The organism is Wolbachia endosymbiont of Drosophila willistoni, from assembly GCF_040084705.1.
Taxonomy (GTDB): domain Bacteria; phylum Pseudomonadota; class Alphaproteobacteria; order Rickettsiales; family Anaplasmataceae; genus Wolbachia; species Wolbachia pipientis.
The window spans coordinates 150,832-172,002 of record NZ_CP157591.1; the positions used below are offsets into that span (position 1 = coordinate 150,832).

Sequence of the window (21,171 nt, forward strand, 5' to 3'; positions counted from 1 at the left end):
TATAAGCAACCTATTGAAAATCTTGTTTTTTTGCAATCAATCTGATCAAATTTAAGAATAGTAATTTATTATTTATATTAATAAATTTAATTCTATTGAAAATAGCTAAAGCATTGAAATTCTTGAATTTTAGCCGGATTAGTGAGTGGTAGTGAAATTTCTTTTACTCAAATTTAGGTATTCACTGACCGTTCTTGTTATAAATACCAGAATAATAAGCTACTGATATTCTCCACCTTTTTTATCTTTAATCCATCATAGCTAGCGATGCAACAAAGCCCACTGGGATCCAGAAAACTTAACTTTAAATAAGTGGCTGCATAATAAAGGCTGGATTCCAGACTGGAATGACATCATCTGCTACACACTTGAATGACAAGAGAAGAATTCTGAAACAACAAGTTTCAAGGAAATCTTATGTAAAATCTAACATTAACGAAAATTATACTATTTTCATGCATGCTATGGTTTTTGTAATTAATGGAGGGTGATATGGCGTTGAGTGAAAAATTGAGTACAATAGATACAATAGAAAACCTTGCAACTAACAAAAATTTTTTAGGAAAATTGATAGTGGAACTCAATAAAGGTGCTAATGATAAAGGTATATATACTAAAAAAGGTGTGGATGATGAGTTGAGAAAGAAAGCTAATACTGCAGATGTTTACACTAAAAGAAATGTAAATGATGAGTTGGCAAAAAAAGCTGACAAGAATTACGTCGATGCTGAGCTAGGAGAGAAAGCTGGTGCAGCTGATCTAGCCAACAAAGCTAATACTGCAGATGTTTACACTAAAACTGATGCAGACACTGCTTTTGTCAAAGCTACAGAGCTTAAAACAAAAGCTGCAGCGAAAGATGTCGTGGATGCTATAATTGCTTCTACTGATTTTACCGATAAAGTATACACTAAAAATGATGCAGATACTGCGTTTGTTAAAACTGCAGATCTTGCAACAAAAGTTGCAAAAAAAGCTGTTGTGGATGCTTTAATACCAGAATTAGCAAAAGGTGATGATGATAATGGTATCTATACTAAAAAAGGTGTTGATGACACGTTTCTTAAAACTGCAGATCTTGGAACAAAAGTTGCAGAAAAAGCTGTTGTGGATGCTTTAATACCAGAATTAGCAAAAGGTGCTGATGATAATGGTATCTATACCAAAAAAGGTGTTGATGATGCATTTGTTAAAACTTTAGGACTTACAGATACGCTAAAAACAGAAGTAGTAAAACAGCCTGTTGTGGATGCTTTAATACCAGAATTAGCAAAAGGTGATGATGATAATGGTATCTATACCAAAAAAGGTGTTGATGATGCATTTGTTAAAACTTTAGGACTTACAGATACGCTAAAAACAGAAGTAGTAAAACAGCCTGTTGTGGATGCTATAACTGCTTCTCCTGATTTTACAAATAAGGTATATATTAAAGCTGCTCCAGCCGATGAAGTTTACACTAAAACTGCTGCAGAGACTGCTTTTGTTAAAGCTACAGAGCTTAAAACAAAAGCTGCAGCGAAAGATGTCGTGAATGCTATATTTGATGCAAAAGACGGCGACAAATCAATTTTAGTGGATAAATTAGGAGGATTTCTTGATGCTACTGACACAGCGTATGGTGACAAAAATGATCAAACAGCAAAGGTGTTCTTAGGAGGTAAAGGGCTAAAAGGGGAGACAGGAGCCACTGGTCCTAAAGGAGCAGATGGTAAAGATGGAGCTCAAGGCCCACAAGGGGAGACAGGAGCAGATGGTAAAAGTCCAACAGCTGCTGAAATAGCTACTGAGAAAGCCTTACAAGAGCATGTAACAAAGATAAGCATACAAAAAGTCCAGAATTTAAAAGAGCTGTGCAAGAGGAAATGTCACAACCGTATTTTGAGCCTCCAACAAGTGATGATGCTGCACTTAATTGGACTTGGTAATACAGCTTAGATCCAAGTAGTCACGCTACTTGGATGACGTCATATGGTCCTCTGATGACGGAAAAAGGACTCGGATAACACCCTACAATGTCATTCCAGCGCGTGACGCTGGAATGGCTTTATTGCATCGCTACTTATGAAAGGCTAACTATAGTTAGAATTATAAGCAACCTATTGAAAATCTTGTTTTTTTGCAATCAATCTGATCAAATTTAAGAATAGTAATTTATTATTTATATTAATAAACTTAATTCTATTGAAAATAGCTAAAGCATTGAAATTCTTGAATTTTAGCCAGATTAGTGAGTGGTAGTGAAATTTCTTTTACTCAAATTTAGGTATTCACTGACCGTTCTTATTATAAATACCAGAATAATAAGCTACTGATATTCTCCATCTTTTTTATCTTTAATCCATCATAGCTAGCGATGCAACAAAGCCCGCTGGAATCCAGCCTTTTCATAATCATTAAAATGTTGTATTTTAACATAAAACGGCTACTTTTATGCTTACTAACTTAATAAAATTCCTGGATCCCAGTGTCTGGGCACTGGGATGACACCCTACTAGCAGAAGTTACTCTCAAATGTTTGTTCATGTTAGCTACAAACATTAAGAAATTTACCAAACGAAAAAAAGGCAAAAGAAGCCCCAGTCATTGTCTATTTTCAGTATTGGCGTTTTTTAAGTCTTAAACACTGCAATTTAGCTGCTTTTAAATGCAACTCATCTTAGTTTAAATGTTTAAGAAATTTACTAAGCAGAAAAAAAGGCAAAAGAAATCCCGTATTAGCTAGTTGTCATTCTCTAATCCTGCAAATTGGCGTGCTATACTGTCTTAAACGCTTTATAAGCGCGTTTCAGCTTATATAGGTGAAAACCCAGAAATGTTGTGAAGACGTAGGGTGCGCATAGTGCAAAAAATTAAAAATAAGACGCCAATTACGTAATACTGTTGTCGTTTAATCTGCACAGATTGAAGATAAATGAATACCTTCAGTTTCATGATAAGAGGGCTGGCGAAGGGTGTCAAGTAAGTTTTTTCGTTTCTACCAGCTACTTGGATGACACCACATAAATTAATAAATAGGAAAATTACTACAAATCCTTTCAACTTTAGCTTTTACTGCTTTTTCGACACTTGAGCTATTTCCGCTGATTAATCCTTGAATTACTTCATTTATTAGACCAGCTATCTCTTTAAAATTTTCTGCCTCAAGTCCGCGTGTTGTCTCAGCAGCGGTGCCAAAACGGAGCCCTGAACTGATGGTCGGCTTTGCTGTATCAAATGGTACAGAGTTTTTATTACAGGTAATACCGGCTCTCTCAAGGCTATCTACAACGTCTTTTCCAGTTAATTTCTGCGATCTTAAGTCAACTAGCACTATATGAGAGTCAGTGCCACCGGTTATAATGTCAAGTCCATGCTTTTGCAATTCTTGAGCCAGCACTTTCGCATTTTCCACGACTTTCTTGCTATAAGTCTTAAACTCTGGTGCTAATGCTTCTTTAAATGCAACAGCTTTTGCAGCTATCACATGCATAAGTGGCCCGCCCTGCAATCCTGGAAAAACTGCGGATTGAATTTTTTTGTGTAATGCTTCATCATTGGTCATCACTATTCCACCACGAGGACCACGCAAAGTTTTGTGAGTCGTGGAAGTCATAACATGTGCATATTCAGCAGGGGATGGATATTCGCCCGCTGCAATAAGCCCTGCATAGTGAGCAATGTCTGCAAGCAAATAAGCACCAACTTTATCTGCAATCTCGCGAAAGCGTTTGAAGTCCATTTTTCTTGGATAAGCAGAAGCACCAGCTATGATCAATTTCGGTTTATGCTCCAGCGCCAGCTTTTCTATCTCATCCATATTGAGCAGATAAGTGTCTTTATTCACTGTATATTGAATTGACTTAAACCATTTACCAGAAAGGCTTGGTGCCGCACCATGAGTTAGATGCCCACCGCAACTCAGTGATAATCCAAGTATTGTATCGCCTGGAGTAAGCAGTGAAGCAAATACCGCCTGGTTTGCCTGAGAACCAGAATGAGGTTGAACGTTTGCAAATTTAACACCAAACAACTTACAAAGTCTTTCTATAGCCAGACTTTCAATTTTGTCCACATGCTCACAACCACAGTAATATCTTTTACCTGGATAACCTTCTGCGTATTTATTAGTCAGAAAAGAGCCTTGTGCCTCCATTACCGCTTTGCTTGCAAAATTTTCTGATGCAATTAATTGCAATTGTGATTTTTGGCGTTGTAATTCTTTTTCTATAGACTGATAAACCTCGTTATCAAAAGACTTTAAACTATTTTTAGAGCCACAGATTTTTTTTAAAACACTCATCATAGATCAAACCTCGCTTTAATTTTAAGATGCACAAGCAATTTTAAGACTGCTTATCCTGCTTTTTTAACCATAAGAGCCCAAAAACAGCTATCAGCAAACATACAGGAATAATAGATGTTGCTTTTATCAGCAATTCAGCACTATACACAGGATTTCCTTGTATCACTGTCCTATCCCAACACAAATCTATTATTTTTGCGATCCCAGTGTGAAAAAAATAGCCAAAAACCATGACTATCATATTTGACACAGCTGTAGTTAATCCTATTAAGTTATTATTTACATAACTTAATGCTTTGTACAGTGTTACTATTTGATATCCAGAAGCGAAACCTATAACAAGAAGTGCAGGCAATACAATATACAATCCGCCAGCCTGTGTAAAAAGTAAAAGGAAACTAGCAATCATTGCAAAGGAACAGACAATAATAACTTCATAATGTCTATTTGGATATTTTTCTAATATGTGAGCAAAAGAGAGCAATCCAGCTGCAAATCCTACATATATAACAGAAGAAATTGAAGACGCTAGATCACCGGCCATTTGATATACCTCACATAAAAAAGCTTTTGTCCAAGCATCAGCAAAACCTTCTAGTGGACCTACCATTAAGCCACCAAAAAAACTAATTAGAATGATATATTTATTGAAAAGCACAGTTTTTAGATCCTTCATGCTAATTTTTTCTTTTCGAAAGTCGTAAGCATTGTAAGGAATAACTAAAAATAAAGATAAAGCGAGTAAGAAACCAAACCCTGAAAGAATATAAATTACGTAATTCCAACCAAACTCATCAAGCAAAAGTTCTATTGGTAGACCACCATATATTGCCCCTAATAGCCCTATAATAACAGATATGCTTGCCATTTTTGCTGATTTTTCTCGCGGAAAATACATACTGGCAACTTTAAATACTCCTATTACTGACGCAGACGAGCCAATCCCAACAATTATTCTACCTAATACTGAATAATACCACTCATCAAAGCACACAAGAGGTAATGTTCCAATAGATACCAAGACAGCACAAATAGGTAAAACAATTTTTGGACCGAATCTATCAAAACAAAGACCAACAGGGATATGAACTAGTGTAAATCCCACATAGTAGAGACCATTAAATTGCCCTAAATCTGCAATGCTTATATTAAATTTTGTTATTAATACAGGCGCAATTATGTTTGGCATGACACGTAACACATACTGGTATGCATAGAAAAGAGATACTATCAACCATACAAAAAAATTACTTTTCGACATACCTACCACCTAATAAAACCCAATTACAATTAAAACAAAAATATCAAAGTAAAATAAAGTATTATATTTCATAATAACAAGAGCCTTAAATTAGTACATCTAACGATTTTATCATACGAGCCTTCGATAAATTATCTACTTATTACAATCAACTTCTCTAAAATCTTTATTTTTTAACCATAAGAGCCCAAAAACAGCCACCAGCAAACATACAGGAATAACTGATGTTGCTTTTATCAGCAATTCAGCACCATACACAGGATTTCCTTGTATCACTGTCCTATCCCAACACAAATCTACTATTTTTGCGATCCCAGTGTGAAAAAAATAGCCAAAAACCATAACTATCATGTTTGACACAGCTGTAGCCAGGCCTACTAAGTTATTATTTACATAACTTATCGCTTTGTAAATGGTAACCACCTGATATCCAGATGTGAAGCCAATAAAAAAAAGCGTAGGTAATACAACATACAAGCCACCAATCTGAGTAAAAAGCAAAAGAAAACTAGCGATCATTGCAAATGAGCATGCAATTATTACTTCATAATGCTTATTTTTATATTTTTCCAATAAATAAGCCAAAGAGAATGATCCTGTTAACATTCCTATCAATATTACGGAAGAGAGAGAAGATGCCAAGTCTTCATTCATTTTATATACTTCAAAAAAGAATGCTTTCACCCAACCATCGGCAAAACCTTGCATTGGACCGACCATGAGTCCACCAAAAAAGCTAATTAGAATAATATGCTTGTTGAAAAGTATGTTTTTTAAGTCTCTAATGCTAACTTTTTCCTGTTGAGCATTGCTTTCAGGCGTTACTAAGAACAGCAACAGAGCAAGTAAACACCCAAATGCTGAGAATGTATAGATAACATAATTCCAGCCAAATTTATCGAGTAAGAAGTCTAAAGGTAACCCGCCACATATCCCTCCCAAAATTCCTATAATTATAGATAAGCTGGCCATTCTTGCTGATTTTTCTTGCGCAAAATACATGCTTGCAACTTTAAAGATTCCAATTGCCGAAGCGGATGACCCAATTCCCACAATTATTCTTCCAATTATTGAATAACTCCACTCATCAAAGCATATAAGCGGTAGTGTTCCGGTAAATGTCAAAACGGTACAAGCAGGTAAAACAAACTTTGGTCCAAATCTATCAAGGAAAAGACCAATAGGTATATGAGCTAGCGTATAGCCTACATAGTATAACCCACCAAACTGGCCAACATCTGCAATACTTATGTTAAATTTTGTTATTAATTCAGGCGCAATTATGTTTGGAATTACGCGTAATATATATTGGTATGCATAAAACAGTGACGTCAACAACCAGATTAAAAAATTCCTCTGCAACATGAATCTCAGCTAAAATTTAGGATTATAGATACTTTAGTTATAAAAAACAATACTATATTAATCATCTAAATCTGCTTAGCTCTTTTTACAGCTTATAACTTTAAGTAACCAAAAGCCTATCATTCCTATTAGTAGGCATATAGGTATTATTAACATAGACTTAACCATTACATCAGTTCCATAAAATGGCTTTCCATCGATAATTTCACCGTTCCAATAAAAATTCATTATATTTGCAATAATGACGTGAAAAAAATAACCAAAACTCATAACTATGGAATTACCTACAGATCCTGCACTTGCTACTGCTTCGTTTTTTACACAACTTACAACTTTAGCAGTAAAAACAATTTGGTATGCAGAAGCAAGACCAATAATGAATAGTAATATACATGCCAGGAGTTCACTAATATTGCATATAAAAAGTAATAAGAACACAATTATCATGGCCATAGCACAAGAAATTATTATTTCATAGTGCTTGGTTGGATTTTTTGCTAATATGTAAGGAAGTAATAAATGCCCAAAGCCAAAGCCTATTAGTATCCATTTTGAAATGCTATATGCAATGTGTCTATCTATAGCGTAATCTCATGCAAGAATGTTGCGGACCACGCATCTGCAAAGCCTTCTAATGGTCCAACCATAAAACCGCCAAACAGACCTATCAATAAAATATCTTTATTAAATATAACTTTGCTTAAATTTTTAATATTTAATTCTTCGTCTGAGGTGCCAACTTTAGGTATAGATATAAAGGTAGTTAAAGCAAGCAATAATCCAAGCATTATACACACAGTAAATAAATAATCCCACCCAAACTTATCAAGTAAGACATGTAATGGTTTGGTGGCAAATACACCACCTGAAATGCCAATAATAACCGATATGCTGAACATCATGGCAAATTTTTCTCTATGGTAATAGATTCTTATTATTTTAAAGAGTCCAAGTACTGAAGCAGAGGATCCAATACCAGTAATTATTCTTCCAATAATAGAATAACTCCAATCATTAGAACTGACTAAAGGTAAAGCACCTAAAGATGTTAATGCAATACAAATCGGTATAACAACTTTAGAACCAAATCTATCTAAAAGAATACCTACAGGAATATGTGCTAACACATAACCTACATAATACAGTCCACAAAATTGTCCTATTTCTGTTGTTCCTATATTAAACCTTACTACCAATTCAGGAATTATAATATTTGGAATTACGCGTAATATATATTGGTATGCATAAAACAGTGACGCCAACAACCAGATTAAAAAATTCCTCTGCAATACTTTACCCCAAAGCTAGCATTATAGATACTCTGTTTATAGAAAACAATATTTTTATGAATACTTATTTTAATTTACCGGAATTTTATACAGTTGAACTCATAGCCAACATAAGTAGTTTATGCATTAACTAAATTTTCCAGGTTCAAGTTTGGATGATGGAAAAAGTTCACTTTTTCTATTTTTAAAAGAGACCTTTTATTTTACTTATAATTTTTTCTACCATATCTACAACTGGCTCATGAATAAGGTATATGAAAAAAATTACACCACAAATGATAAGTATATTTATGATTTTACCCTTATTCATCTTTATCTTGAGCTTCACTTTTGTTACAAGATCCATTTTATTTATGTTTTTATTTCATGCTGACAATTATATCTTAAATACCATAATTTTCAGTAAAATTTGACTTCAGAAGTATTCTATTAATTCAATATTAACCTTTTTATGTGTAAAATAGTTAATATAATATTAAAGCAGGCTGATGAATATAAGCACGATAGATAATACGCTGCAAAATTACATAACAAAATACATTGAACAAACATTCGCTACACACGTGCTAGGCAATAGATACGACAAATTGTATAGGAAACTTCTAAGTGGTATAGAAGAGATAATAAAGCTTGCTGTAAATGAAGCAAAACACTACGATGAAAATTTAGAAGATCTATATAACGATTCAAGATTTAATAAGAAATTTATTCAAGCTGTTGCTAAACATCAGGTGTCGGAATTTTTAAATACTTATCCGAAAAGAAAAGAAATTGTTGCAGAATTTTACAATGAACATCACATTAACGAAAGTGATTTAAAGACTCTGGAAAAGGGGAAAGATTTAGTAAATAAAATAAATAACATTAACTTACTGCAACAAAATGAAAAAAATGAGGAATTCAATATTAGAAAGACACTTGCTCAATCAATAAAAATGCCTTCCATAGAAAAACACAAGTTAGAACATTCAAAATAACCTTGGCGAAGTATGGCAAAATATACAACTTATGGATAGTCTATTTCATTTTAACTCCTGGCACGCTTTAGTAATACTATCACATCCAATTTCTAATTGTTCCTGAGAGGTTGCATAAGAAATTCTGATAAAATTTTCTAGACCAAATGCAATTCCTGGAACCACAGCAACCAAATGATCTCCCAGTAAGTATTCAGTAAAATCTAAATCATTATTTATTATCTTACCACTTTTTGTGCTTTTACTGAGCAATCCTTCACATGAGACAAATAAATAAAACGCACCTTGTGGAACAGACGCTGATAATCCCGGGGCAGAATTTAGCTCTTTCACCATAAAATCTCTACGACTCTTAAAAATCCTTGTTCTTTCTTTCAAAAAACTATGATCACCGTTTAATGCTGCTGCTGCTGCTGCTTGTGCTATCGAATTTGGATTAGAAGTGCTTTGAGACTGCAGCGTAGAGATAGCTTTTACCACATCACTTCTACCTGCAATATACCCTATTCTCCAGCCTGTCATTGCATAGGCTTTTGATACTCCATTGACTACAAAAACTCTATCATAAAGCTTCGGCTCAACCTGAGCGATAGTAAAAAACTTTTCGTCGTATATTATATGCTCATAAATATCATCTGTAACGACATTCATATGTGGATATTCAAGCAATATTTGTGCTATGTCTTTCAATTCATCACATGTGTACACAGCTCCTGCAGGGTTGTTCGGTGAGTTAAGAATTAACCATTTAGTTTTTTTAGTTATCCTGCTTTTCAATAATTCCGCTGTCAGTTTAAAATTTTGTTTGCATTCTACTACAACTGGCAAGCCGCCAAAAAGACTTACCATATCAACATATGAAACCCAATAAGGAGCTGGAATAATAACTTCATCTCCAGAGTTAATTGTTGCCATGAACAAATTGAATAACACCTGCTTAGCACCTGTACCAACACAGATTTGGTTAAGCGTGTACTCGAGGTTATTATCCTTTCTTAACTTATTAATTATTGCTTCTTTCAGCTCACGCGTTCCATCAACAGCAGTATATTTAGTCTTACCTTCACTTATTGCTTGAATAGCTGCTTTTTTTATATGATCTGGAGTATCAAAATCCGGTTCTCCTGCAGCTAAAACACAGATCTTTTTTCCTTCATTTTTCAACTTATTTGCCTTATCAGTTACAGCAATCGTAGGTGATGGTTTTATTAGGGACATTCTTTTTGCAAGGTCTGACATATCTTACTGAAGCTAAATTCAAATGATAAACCCCGTACAACAAAAAAGCTAGAATTTTGTGTATTGTATTAGTAGCTTTTTACCAGGTTTACCAATGCAGCAATATTTTCAACTGGAGTATCAGGGAGTACTCCATGTCCGAGATTAAATATGAAGGGTAAATCTCTAAAGCAATCTATTATACGTTTTGCTTCTTTGATTGCTTCCGTTTTATTATAGGCTAAAAGATTAGGATCAAGGTTTCCTTGTAGAGGGATGTTTAGATTCGCTTTCGCCCATTTTATTGGAACATTATAATCTATACTTACTGCAGATACACCTGTTTGTTCGCAGTAATCTTTATAAAGATTTCCAGCAGACCTTGGAAAACCTATTATTGGAAAATCAGAAAATCTATCCTTTATTGCCAAGATAATTCTCTTTGTTGGTTCGATAACATATTCTTTAAACAATGGTTCCGATAACGCACCAGCATTACTGTCAAATAGCTGAATAACATCTGCTCCAAATTCTATCTGTTTAATTAGATAAATAATCGTTACTTCCGTTATTCGTTCAATTATTTCCTTCAAACACGAAGGATAAAAATTTAATACTTTGGAAAAAGTTTTGCTGCTCCTACCTTCTATGATGTATGAGGCTACTGTCCATGGTCCACCAGCAAATCCTATGAGAGATTTTTCTTTTGGTAATTGGCTTCTGACTTTTTTTATAGCGTTTAGAATTGGCAAGGTTTTAGTTTCAATTTCTTGTGGACCCTTCAATTCCTTAGGACTTTCCACGGGTTTTATTATTGGACCTACACCGCGTACGAAATTCACGTCACAACCCAAAACATCAGCTATTATTAAAATGTCTGAAAAAATTATCGCCGCATCCATGTCAAATCTTGTCACCGGCTGTAACGTCAATTCTGTCACTAAATCTGTGTTGTAGCATATCTCCATAAAATTATTCATATTTTCTACTGCTTTGCGGTACTCAGGAAGAGACCTGCCAGCCTGACGCATTAGCCAGATAGGCACTCTTCCACCCGGCTCATTTCTCTTAATAATTTTCGCTATTGTTGTTTTGCCGCTTTCCAATCTATTCTATTTATTCTTTTGTATATTAAAGTATAGCAATAATAATAGTTCTATCAATAACTTGTTACTAACTTAAAATTCAGTAAAAATTGGCGTTGTTCAACTTGTGGATAAATATGTGAGTAACTTTCGTATGTTATTGATTTTCTGTTATGATTTATGTGTATAAGTAAGGTGTTTAGAGTGTTAGTAATTTTCTTTTATGGAAAATACTTTACCATCATGCATTGTTACACAACTATGTATATGTTGTTGAAAAAGTTGTTGATCAATTGTTGGTATTTTATATCAACAAATAATTCACAAATTAATTTGACATTATTCACATGCTTATTAAACATTTAATAACAGTTTTCTTGATAAATCTAATCTGAAAACGTTTTTGCCATTACAGGGAATAAATTGAGTAAAAAAAGAACCTTAGTAGAAAAAATAGCATATAGAATTTTTCTCTTCCTTTTCAAAAAAGCTTCTGTGTTGAAAAAGTGTGCGACTGAGGCATTAATGAAAGATCTGCCAGACCTTAATATATTTAATGGTCTATTAAAATTCCGCGATTGTGGTATAATGGATATAATGACTCCACGTACAGAGATATGCGCAGTAGACATTGAGTCAAGCGAGCGTGAAATAATAAAGAAGATAAAAAACACTTGCCACACTAAAATACCAATTTATAAAAATAACTTTGATAACGTAATAGGCTTTTTTTATGTAAAAGATGTTATTTTTAATAGGGATAAAAATTTTAATCTGAAACATATTATACAAAGCGTAATATTTGTTCCACCCTCGATGAAGACAACTAATCTTTTTGTTAGGATGAACTCTTCTAAATCATGCTTAGCTATCGTATTGGATGAATATGGTGGAACTGATGGTTTAATTTCAATGACTGATCTTATAGAGGAACTAATACCAAACATTGATAGTGAAAACGAAATAAATTCAGAATATACCATTACTGAATTGTCTCAAAATAAGTTTGAAGTATCAGCAAGGGCTCTTATAAAAGATATAGAAGAGGATCTAAAAATAGAATTACGTGACCCTGAAGAAGACTATGTTACACTTGGTGGTTTGATTCTTTCGATTGCTGGTAAAGTGCCTTCTGTAGATGAAGTCATTAAATATAAAAATGGTATGAAGTTTATCATCAAAGATGCAAATGAGCGCTACATTAATAAAATAGTACTAGACTTAAGTGATTACAAAAATTAGATTTGGTACCCCTTGTCGGGGAATGCCTTGACACGAAGAAAAAGTTGTAATAACCAAATATGCAACTCAAGTTATAGTTAAACCTATTTCCAGCAAATTATTTTCGCAAGTATAATGCATTTCAGTGTTATAGTACTCTAATAATAAAGAGGTCATATAGATATTAATATCTTTTGTATTTAAATTAGTGTCATTTTTTTTGATTAATTTGTCTACTAATGATTTGCTTATTGGTTTGTGTTCATTTAGAATTTTTATAGTTAATAGCATTTTATCTTCTGTTTGACTCAGTAAAACAGATACTAGTTCAACTTCCGCCACTGCACTGGCTATAGTTAGCACCATATTAGAAATTATCTTATTTATCTTTTCAATTAAATCTTCCTTATTTTTTGCAGAGTATGCGTCTATTTTCCACGTAAGCTTTACTTTTTTTTTAATAAATAATTTTCGATATTAGATTTGGTCTTATCAAAGCTATAATTATCCATTGAAGAAGAATATGCCTGCTTCATAACTTTATGTTTATATATTAAATCATCGGAGCTTTCTTTAAGAAACAACAACGCTTCCTTCTGCGCATCAGCATCATTCTTATCTATTACTTCAAGCTCTTCTACGCCAAACGTTATTCCATTCATAGAGTTAGCAAAGTCATGAAGCAGCCGTCCTGATAGCAGTTCCGTTATTAACAGTATGTTTTTGGTATTTTCGTTCATTGGATAATTATAAATGATTTAAGTTACCCTATATTGGTAAGTATATAATAGTCAATTAAGAGAAAGTTTCGTTGCACTTTTTATATCAAGGCATTAATATAGTATTAACAATTTTAAAATTTATAAAAGGATTATGAATACTTATACCAGATCAGGAATAGATATTGAACTATATAATAAGTTAATAAAAGAAGTCAAGCCTATTGCTCAAGAAACTACTAGAGAAGAAGTAATCAGCGAAATAGGTTCATTTTCTGCGTTATTTGATTTTGCTGCACTAAGTAAGAAGTATGACCATCCAGTACTCGTTTCCTCAACTGATGGAGTAGGTACGAAACTGTTGATAGCTCAAGAAGTGAATAAACATGATACTATAGGTATAGATTTAGTTGCAATGTGTGTAAATGACTTACTTGCACAAGGAGCAACGCCTTTGTTTTTCCTTGATTACTTTGCAACAGGCGTTTTGACCAAAGATGTTTTATTATCTGTGGTTAAGGGCATTGCAGAGGGGTGCAAGCAAGCTAAAATAGCATTGGTTGGTGGGGAAACTGCAGAAATGCCTGGAATGTATGGTAATAATCACTATGACCTTGCAGGGTTTGTGGTTGGTGTAGTTGATCGAAAGCAAATTCTTCCAAACTGTAGTATGATGAAAGCAGGTGATTATATAGTTGGCTTAGAGTCAAGTGGAATTCACTCAAATGGGTTTTCTTTAGTGCGCCATGTTTTCAAAAGCTTAGGTATAAATTATAACGATACATCTCTATGGAATAATAAATCTTGGAGTGAAATACTACTTGAACCAACAAAAATATATGTTGATTCTTTGCTGCCTATCATGTCACAAGTAAAAGGTATTGCGCACATCACGGGTGGTGGTTTGGTAGACAATATTCCGCGAATTCTTCCAAAAAACTTATTTGCAAACATAGACATTAATTCCTGGAAATGGCCAGATATATTTTTATGGCTAACAAAGGAGGGTAAAATAGAGAAGAAAGAAATGCTAAAAACATTTAATTGTGGTATTGGTATGGTATTGATCGTAAGTTCTGAGAATATGCAAAACGTGAAAAATCATTTCCAAAAACGTGGAGAAAAAATTGAAATTATTGGAAAACTTGATGAGGCATGTAACCCTCCACTTGATAGAGTAGTATTTAGTTAACCTAACTTTACTGACAGTCTTTTTGCAACTTCTAGGTATGCTTCCTTTAAATCTCCTAAATTCAAACGAAAGACATCTTTATCTAGCTTTTTATAAGTATTTTTATCCCATAATCTGCAGTTATCAGGGCTAATTTCATCAGCTAAAACGATTTTAGTACTGTCATTTATTAATCTGCCAAATTCTAACTTGAGATCAACTAAATATATACTTGCATTTGAAAATAGGTGAACTAATATTTCGTTGATTTTTAAAGTTGTAGTTTTAACTTCATCCATTTCTTTGCTAGATAGCCAATCAAAATACAGTATGTGATTTTCACTTACCATTGGGTCGGCTAGGTCATCATTTTTGTAAAAAAAATCGATTATAGGAGATGCAAGCCTCTCACCTTCTTTGATATTAAAACGTTTGCAAAAGCTGCCAGCTGCGACATTTCTAACTACTACCTCAAGAGGTATTATCTTGAGTTTTTTGACTAGCTGTTCTCTTTCGTTTAGAGTTTTTATAAAGTGTGTGCTAATTTCTGCTTTCTCAAGCTTTTCCATGATAAAAGCACTAATATGATTATTAATTATTCCTTTACCATCGATTATTTCATATTTTTCCTTATTGAATGCTGTAACATCATCTTTAAAGTGCTGTATGACAATTGATAAGTCTTCAGTTTCAATAATGGCTTTCGCTTTACCTTCGTATATCGTTTTATTCAGTGACATGTTTAATTTAACTATATATTATATCAATTTACTATTCTTAGAGTATAGCCCCAAATAACTTAAAATAAACCTTAATGGCATTCAATGTTACAATATTAACCATATTCCCAGAAATGTTCCCGGGGTTTTTGAACTATTCTCTTGCCGGAAAAGCGTTAGAAAAAAAAATATGGAACCTTGAAGTAATAAATGTTCGTTCTTTTGCGAAAGATAAACATTCAACTGTGGATGATGTTCCATATGGAGGTGGAGCAGGAATGGTTATGCGTTCTGATGTAGTTGGTGATGCAGTAGATAGTATGCTCTCTGTTCATAAAAACACTAAGTTTATTTACATGACTCCATCTGGAACTAAGTTTAATCAGAATATTGCCAGAGAATTATTAGAGTTTCCTCATATAACAATATTGTGTGGTCGATTTGAAGGTATTGACCAAAGGATAATTGATGCGTATACTCCTTATGAGTTAAGTATTGGAGATTATATACTTTCAGGAGGTGAGCCAGCTGCAATGGTGGTTCTTGATGCATGCATTAGACTTCTTCCAGGTGTAGTAAATAATACCGATAGTATTACTGAAGAAAGTTTTAATTATGGTGGTGGTGTACTTGAATATCCTCAATATACTAGACCTGAGCAGTGGAAGGGATATAAAGTACCTGAGGTTTTGTTATCTGGCAATCACAAAAAAATAAGTGATTGGAGGCAGAAGCAGTCTCATGTTATAACAAAAAAGCGTAGGCCTGAATTATTGAGTGGAGAGATAAATGACAAATTTACTTAAAAAATTTAACGAACAGCAAATGCAAGTGTTAGCTAAAGAAATACCAGAATTTCGTCCTGGCGATGATTTGAAGGTCACTTTTAAAGTAGTTGACGGTACAAGTGAACGTATACAGATATTTGAAGGTGTATGTATATCAAAAAGGAACCGCGGGTTACATTCTTCTTTTGCAGTCAGAAAAGTGAGCCATGGAGAAAGTATAGTGTCTCAGTTTTTTGTTTATTCTCCTGCACTGGTTTCAGTGCAAGTGACAAGAAAAGGAAAGGTTCGTAGAGCAAAACTGTATTATCTGTGCAAACTATTTGGAAAAGCTGCAAGGATCAAAGAGCGTACTACTTATGTTAAAAAGAAATCTAAGTAGATACAATAGGGAGTGATGTCAATTGTGTCATCTCAGAACTCTCTCTTGTCATCCCAGTGCTCCGACACTGGGATCCAGCATTCATTATTCTCCTTTTGGTTTGTGCTTTCATGGAAAATGTAAAAATTATTTGCAGGCAAAGCCTGCTGGATCCCAGTGTCAGCTACTTGCATGACAAAAAAGGGGAAAGTTTTTTCAAATCCTCGTGTAAAGAAAAGTAAATGAGTATAAAGAAAAAATTCCTTAAATTACTTCAGTCAAGGCGTGTACATGCTCGTATAAAAAGGAAAAATAAAAAGAACAGAGCGCTACGCTTTTGTTCTTTCACGGCACTAGTTATCTCACTTGGCTGTCCTGTGTGTATATTGCTCAGTATATTGGTTAACTCTTACAGTGCCTTAACAGTAACGAAAATTTTATTGCCAGTTGAAATAAATGCTGATCTTGCTTTGGCGAGTAATCCTAGTGATTTGCGGTATAAGTCCATTGGCTTACTCAACGATTCTTTACGTAAGGTGTTTGGAGGAACTGATTTTAAAGACGGTGACGAAATTTTAAGTCGTAATTCTTACAAAGAACTAGAGAAATTTTTTCGTAAGAAAGTAAAAGATAGTGGTGAATATGAGATCTGGTTTACCGCGTCAAGTATAATTAATTCAATAAATAAAGATAAATATTTGAATGATCGTTATGCTAAATTACTTGATTGGCTAAAAGAAAAGAGGAGAGTGAAAAAATTTTTTAATAAGTCTTTATTCCTTAAATCTGACTCTCGTGAACCTGAAAATGCAGGGATTTTAGGAGCGTTTATCGGTTCATTAATGACAATTATAGTGTGCCTAGCATTAGCATTACCAATAGGAATTATGTCGGGCATCTGTCTTTACGAATTTATGCCTAAAAATAGGCTAATGACTAATATTGTAGAAATTGGCATAAATAATCTTGCTGCAGTGCCTTCAATAATATTTGGTGTAGTGGGCTTAACTCTCTATCTTGGCATATTTGGGCTACCACGCTCTTCACCACTTGTTGGTGGAATGACTCTTTCATTTATGATGTTACCTAATATTATAATTGCAACAAAAAATGCCTTTGCGAATGTTCCTATTACGATAAAAGATGCAGCGTTTGCGCTCGGTGCACCTCACATCAAGGTGATATTAGATCACTCTTTACCGATTGCGTTACCAAGAATAATACATGGTACTGTGCTTGCAATTGCAAGGATTTTAGGTGAATCTTCTCCTTTACTTATGATGGGTATGGTGGCATTTATTGCTGATACACCTACGTCCTTTTTCGATCCGGCGACTGTTCTACCTGTGCAAATATACATATGGTCAAGCAATCCTGAAATTGCATTTGTTGAACTTGCTGCTATCGCAATTATAGCTTTATTATTGGTGTTATTTGCGTTAAATTTAGTAGCAAATTTTGTAAAAAGGAAATTCGAATTTTTTAATTTTTAGCAATTCATGAAAATCACAGTCCTATCTGGTTATGGCTTAAATTGCGAAAAAGAAACTGCATTTGCATTTATGGAATGCAGCAGAAAACTTGGTATTGGTAATATTGAAGTAAAAATCGTTCACATTAACGATATCATAGATAATCCAGGTGAACTGAAATTAAGCAATATACTTGCAATTCCAGGGGGTTTTTCCTATGGTGATGACACTGGTGCTGGTAATGCGTTTGCTTTACGTATTAAAAACAACTTGTTGGATGAGTTTCAAGAGTTTTTATCTCAGGACAAGCTGATTATAGGAATATGTAATGGTTGTCAGATATTAGTAAAATTAATTCCAGAATTCTCTAGTCTAGCTTTAATCCATAATGATATAGGCAATTATCAATGCCGTTGGATTAGAGTGAGAGTTAATTCAAAGAGTAATTCTGTTTGGCTACGGGGTCTGAGTGAACTATATCTCCCTATTGCTCATGGGGAAGGCAAATTTTTTATGGATCAAGATATTTTGAACCAATTGATTGAGAGCAATTCCACCGCATTACGTTACATTGATAAAAATGGCAACTATGCTAACCTACAATTTCCTTACAATCCGAATGGATCTACATACGACCTAGCAGCTTTATCAGATAAAAGTGGAAGAGTGCTAGCTTTAATGCCCCATCCAGAAAGGGGAATATTTTTTACCCAGCAAGATAATTGGCCCCTTGAAAAAGAAAAGAGCAAGCGTTTAGGTGTTGCTGTGCCAAAATATGGCGATGGAATGCTTATATTTGAAAATGCACTAAAGTATTTTTGTTAAAATTTATTGATAGGGATTTATGGTCGAAATTATCCCCTGATATTGCAAAAAACTTGCTTGACAAGCCTTGCCAGTCCCCTTATCATGAAACTGAAGCTATTTATTTATCTTCTCTGTACAGATTAAATGACAAAAAAACTCACGTATCTGGCGTCTCATGTTTAATTTTTTGCACTATGTGCACCTTATGTCTTTATAAAACTTCTAGGTTTTTACCTAATATAAGCTAAAATGCGCTTATAAAGCATTTAAAACATAAAAAAACGCCAACTTAAAAAATGGATAGTGAATAACTAGCTACCCTAGGGTTTCTTTTGCCTTTTTTTCTGTTTAGTAAATTTCTTAATGTTTATAATTTAGATTAGTTGCGGCTTAAAAGCAACTGAATCGCGGTTATTAAACGTTTAGAATAAAAAAACGCCATACTTGAAAGTATAATGTAAGTAATTAGCCAACCACGGGGCTTCTTTTGCCTTTTTTTTCGTTTGGCAAATTTTTTAACATTTATAGCTAAACGACAACCGTCATCCCGCTACTTGTTAGCGGGATCTATGCTTTGAGATACCGCGAATGAATCGCGGTATGACGGTGTAATGATGGTTAAGTAATTCGTCATTCCGCTACTTGTTAGCGGCTGAGATACCGCGAATGAATCGCGGTATGACGGTGTAATGATGGTTAAGTAATTCGTCATCCCGCTGCTTGTTAGCGGGATCTAGAGATACCGCAACGTCTCACCTATAGCCTTTAGTGCTCCTTTTTTTGTCATCCCAGCGTCACGCGTTGGTTTCAACATTATATCATGAACTTTCTAAAATTCATTGAACTGTGTTTTCAAACGGTAGTGCCGGGGTGTGAGTATAATGATTATCAGTATATAAAAGTCATAGCAGACAGACTTGAAGCGGCAAATGTTGACAAAATGAGGCGAATAATATTCAATATGCCTCCGCGTTCAATGAAGTCCCTGTGCGCTAGTGTTGCGTGGCCCGCATGGATACTGGGAAATCAGCCAACTGCAAGAATAATAGTTGCAAGCTACTCTCGGCTGCTTAGCGAAAAGCACTCGCTCGATACAAGATGCATAATGCAGTCTAGTTGGTATAGAGAGCTGTTTCCAGAGGTAGAACTATCCAAAGATCAGAATACCAAATACAAATTTCAAACAGTGCAGAGAGGATACAGAATCGCAACGTCAGTTGGAGGGACGTTAACAGGTGAAGGTGGTGATTTCATCATCGTGGATGATCCACTGAGTCCCGCCCAAGCTTTGAGTGAAACGTTTAGAAAGCGTGCTACAAATTGGTTTGACCAGACTTTAGTAGCCAGGCTCAACAATAGAAAAAAAGGAGTAATTGTTCTTGTGATGCATAGGCTACATCAAGAAGATTTAACCGGGCACCTTCTCTCCAAACCGAAAAACATATGGAACCATACTTGTTTACCGATGATATCTGAAAATAAGGAGATTATCTATTCAATCAAAAAGCCAGCGCCTCCTTTTCTTGTTCCTGTCACCCGAGTAACTACAAATGAGTACAAAAGCTGGATTACAGCATCAAGTGCTAGAATGACACCACCCGTAATATTATACTCAAGAGAAGAAGGTCAGTTGCTATATCCCCTCGATGGAGGAAAAGAAGAAGTTGAGATGATAAAGGTTGAACTTGGAAGTTACGCTTTTGCTGCACAATATCAACAAAACCCTCTGCCACTTTCAAGTGGTATAATTAAACGAGAGTGGCTGAAGCGCTATAGAAATTTTTCTGATAGTCTCTCATATGTCACTCAGAGCTGGGACACTGCAGTTTCAACAAGCAGCATGAGCAACTTTAGCGTCTGCACCACCTGGACAAAAGTGGGCAATAAATTCTATTTACTCGATGTATATCGCGCAAAGCTTGAGTATCCAAAGCTTAAAGAGCAAGTTCTGTCACTAGCTGCAAGATGGACACCGCACGCAATTTTAATCGAAGCAAAAACAAGTGGTCAGCAATTGGTGCAAGAGCTAAAGACAAACAGTGATTTACCAATTATCGAAATAGTACCACATGATGACAAACTCACTCGATTTTATCAAATTGTTCCGATTATAGAGTCTGGCAAGGTTTTTCTGCCGCACCAAGCAGTATGGCTGAACGATTTTGAGTATGAGATTTTAATGTTTCCTGAAACTCGACACGATGATCAAGTGGATAGTACCGTGCAATATTTGCAGTGGGTGAGAGATAGTAGCTCTAGGGTCGCAGCTTTACGGGCATTGTGATTTAAGCCTACCAGATCCAAGTAGTCAGCTACTTGCATGACACCCTGACAACCGTCATCCCGCTACGTGTTAGCGGGATCTAGAGATACCGCGAATGAATCGCGGTATGACGGTTCGTGGTGGTATGACAGTTCGTGGCGGTATGACGGTTC

17 protein-coding genes and 1 pseudogene are annotated in these 21,171 nt (G+C 34.7%); 9 read left to right on the forward strand and 9 right to left on the reverse strand.

Annotation, left to right across the window (positions count from 1 at the left end; genetic code table 11):
* Positions 1-492 precede the first annotated feature (492 nt).
* Positions 493-1,938 carry a collagen-like protein gene (locus ABL518_RS00870; protein WP_251371805.1) on the forward strand — a complete coding sequence of 482 codons (1,446 nt, stop codon included), beginning with the start codon at positions 493-495 and terminating at the stop codon, positions 1,936-1,938.
* Positions 1,939-3,007: 1,069 nt separating this feature from the next.
* Here the strand turns inward: ABL518_RS00870 and glyA are convergent.
* From glyA to ABL518_RS00890, 4 genes and pseudogenes are all read right to left on the reverse strand, one after another.
* The gene (glyA, locus tag ABL518_RS00875; protein ID WP_095742806.1) at positions 3,008-4,285 is read right to left on the reverse strand and encodes a serine hydroxymethyltransferase; all 1,278 of its coding nucleotides are present in this window, start codon (positions 4,283-4,285) and stop codon (positions 3,008-3,010) included.
* Positions 4,286-4,325: 40 nt separating this feature from the next.
* Complete coding sequence (locus ABL518_RS00880; protein WP_010081954.1) at positions 4,326-5,546, reverse strand: MFS transporter; 1,221 nt, start codon at positions 5,544-5,546, stop codon at positions 4,326-4,328.
* Between the two features lie 135 nt (positions 5,547-5,681).
* Entirely contained in the window at positions 5,682-6,911 is a 1,230-nt protein-coding gene (locus tag ABL518_RS00885; RefSeq protein WP_182309106.1) for an MFS transporter, read from the reverse strand.
* Positions 6,912-6,986: 75 nt separating this feature from the next.
* A pseudogene (locus tag ABL518_RS00890) lies at positions 6,987-8,200 on the reverse strand (MFS transporter).
* A gap of 488 nt (positions 8,201-8,688) precedes the next feature.
* Between ABL518_RS00890 and ABL518_RS00895 the strand changes: the two are divergent.
* Positions 8,689-9,177, forward strand: coding sequence for a hypothetical protein (locus ABL518_RS00895; protein WP_006280043.1), 489 nt, complete (start codon positions 8,689-8,691; stop codon positions 9,175-9,177).
* Positions 9,178-9,222: 45 nt separating this feature from the next.
* Here the strand turns inward: ABL518_RS00895 and ABL518_RS00900 are convergent, their stop codons facing one another.
* Complete coding sequence (locus ABL518_RS00900; RefSeq protein WP_010082012.1) at positions 9,223-10,416, reverse strand: pyridoxal phosphate-dependent aminotransferase; 1,194 nt, start codon at positions 10,414-10,416, stop codon at positions 9,223-9,225.
* Positions 10,417-10,484: 68 nt separating this feature from the next.
* Complete coding sequence (gene hemE, locus ABL518_RS00905; RefSeq protein WP_010082013.1) at positions 10,485-11,501, reverse strand: uroporphyrinogen decarboxylase; 1,017 nt, start codon at positions 11,499-11,501, stop codon at positions 10,485-10,487.
* Positions 11,502-11,903: 402 nt separating this feature from the next.
* Here hemE and ABL518_RS00910 point away from each other — a divergent pair, with 402 nt between their 5' ends.
* Positions 11,904-12,722 carry a transporter associated domain-containing protein gene (locus ABL518_RS00910; protein WP_007549273.1) on the forward strand — a complete coding sequence of 273 codons (819 nt, stop codon included), beginning with the start codon at positions 11,904-11,906 and terminating at the stop codon, positions 12,720-12,722.
* Between the two features lie 66 nt (positions 12,723-12,788).
* On the opposite strand, the gene ABL518_RS00915 is transcribed toward ABL518_RS00910, so the two are convergent.
* The gene (locus ABL518_RS00915) at positions 12,789-13,163 is read right to left on the reverse strand and encodes a histidine phosphotransferase family protein (protein WP_158246746.1); all 375 of its coding nucleotides are present in this window, start codon (positions 13,161-13,163) and stop codon (positions 12,789-12,791) included.
* Positions 13,148-13,441: a hypothetical protein gene (locus ABL518_RS00920; protein ID WP_006280049.1), complete on the reverse strand. Its 294-nt coding sequence runs from the start codon at positions 13,439-13,441 to the stop codon at positions 13,148-13,150. The genes ABL518_RS00915 and ABL518_RS00920 overlap by 16 nt, the downstream gene beginning before the upstream one ends.
* 133 nt (positions 13,442-13,574) lie before the next feature.
* Between ABL518_RS00920 and purM the strand changes: the two genes are divergently transcribed.
* Positions 13,575-14,612, forward strand: coding sequence for a phosphoribosylformylglycinamidine cyclo-ligase (gene purM, locus ABL518_RS00925; protein ID WP_007549277.1), 1,038 nt, complete (start codon positions 13,575-13,577; stop codon positions 14,610-14,612).
* On the opposite strand, the gene purC is transcribed toward purM, so the two are convergent.
* On the reverse strand, positions 14,609-15,331 hold the full coding sequence (gene purC, locus ABL518_RS00930) for a phosphoribosylaminoimidazolesuccinocarboxamide synthase (protein WP_010081959.1): 723 nt from the start codon (positions 15,329-15,331) through the stop codon (positions 14,609-14,611). The two genes, purM and purC, sit on opposite strands and share 4 nt — an antisense overlap.
* Before the next feature lie 74 nt (positions 15,332-15,405).
* Between purC and trmD the strand changes: the two genes are divergently transcribed.
* The 5 genes from trmD (at position 15,406) to terL (ending at position 21,019) form a co-directional block, all read left to right on the forward strand.
* Positions 15,406-16,116, forward strand: a complete 711-nt coding sequence (trmD, locus tag ABL518_RS00935) for a tRNA (guanosine(37)-N1)-methyltransferase TrmD (protein WP_010081960.1) — start codon at positions 15,406-15,408, stop codon at positions 16,114-16,116.
* Positions 16,100-16,477: a 50S ribosomal protein L19 gene (rplS, locus tag ABL518_RS00940; RefSeq protein WP_006279489.1), complete on the forward strand. Its 378-nt coding sequence runs from the start codon at positions 16,100-16,102 to the stop codon at positions 16,475-16,477. The genes trmD and rplS overlap by 17 nt, the downstream gene beginning before the upstream one ends.
* Positions 16,478-16,698: 221 nt before the next feature.
* Positions 16,699-17,949: a PstA family ABC transporter permease gene (locus tag ABL518_RS00945; protein ID WP_095742808.1), complete on the forward strand. Its 1,251-nt coding sequence runs from the start codon at positions 16,699-16,701 to the stop codon at positions 17,947-17,949.
* Positions 17,950-17,955: 6 nt separating this feature from the next.
* Positions 17,956-18,753 carry a phosphoribosylformylglycinamidine synthase subunit PurQ gene (locus ABL518_RS00950; RefSeq protein WP_006279487.1) on the forward strand — a complete coding sequence of 266 codons (798 nt, stop codon included), beginning with the start codon at positions 17,956-17,958 and terminating at the stop codon, positions 18,751-18,753.
* An 802-nt stretch (positions 18,754-19,555) separates the two neighbouring features.
* A complete protein-coding gene (gene terL, locus ABL518_RS00955) occupies positions 19,556-21,019 on the forward strand; it encodes a phage terminase large subunit (RefSeq protein WP_095742810.1) in 1,464 nt (487 codons plus the stop codon).
* Positions 21,020-21,171: the final 152 nt, after the last annotated feature.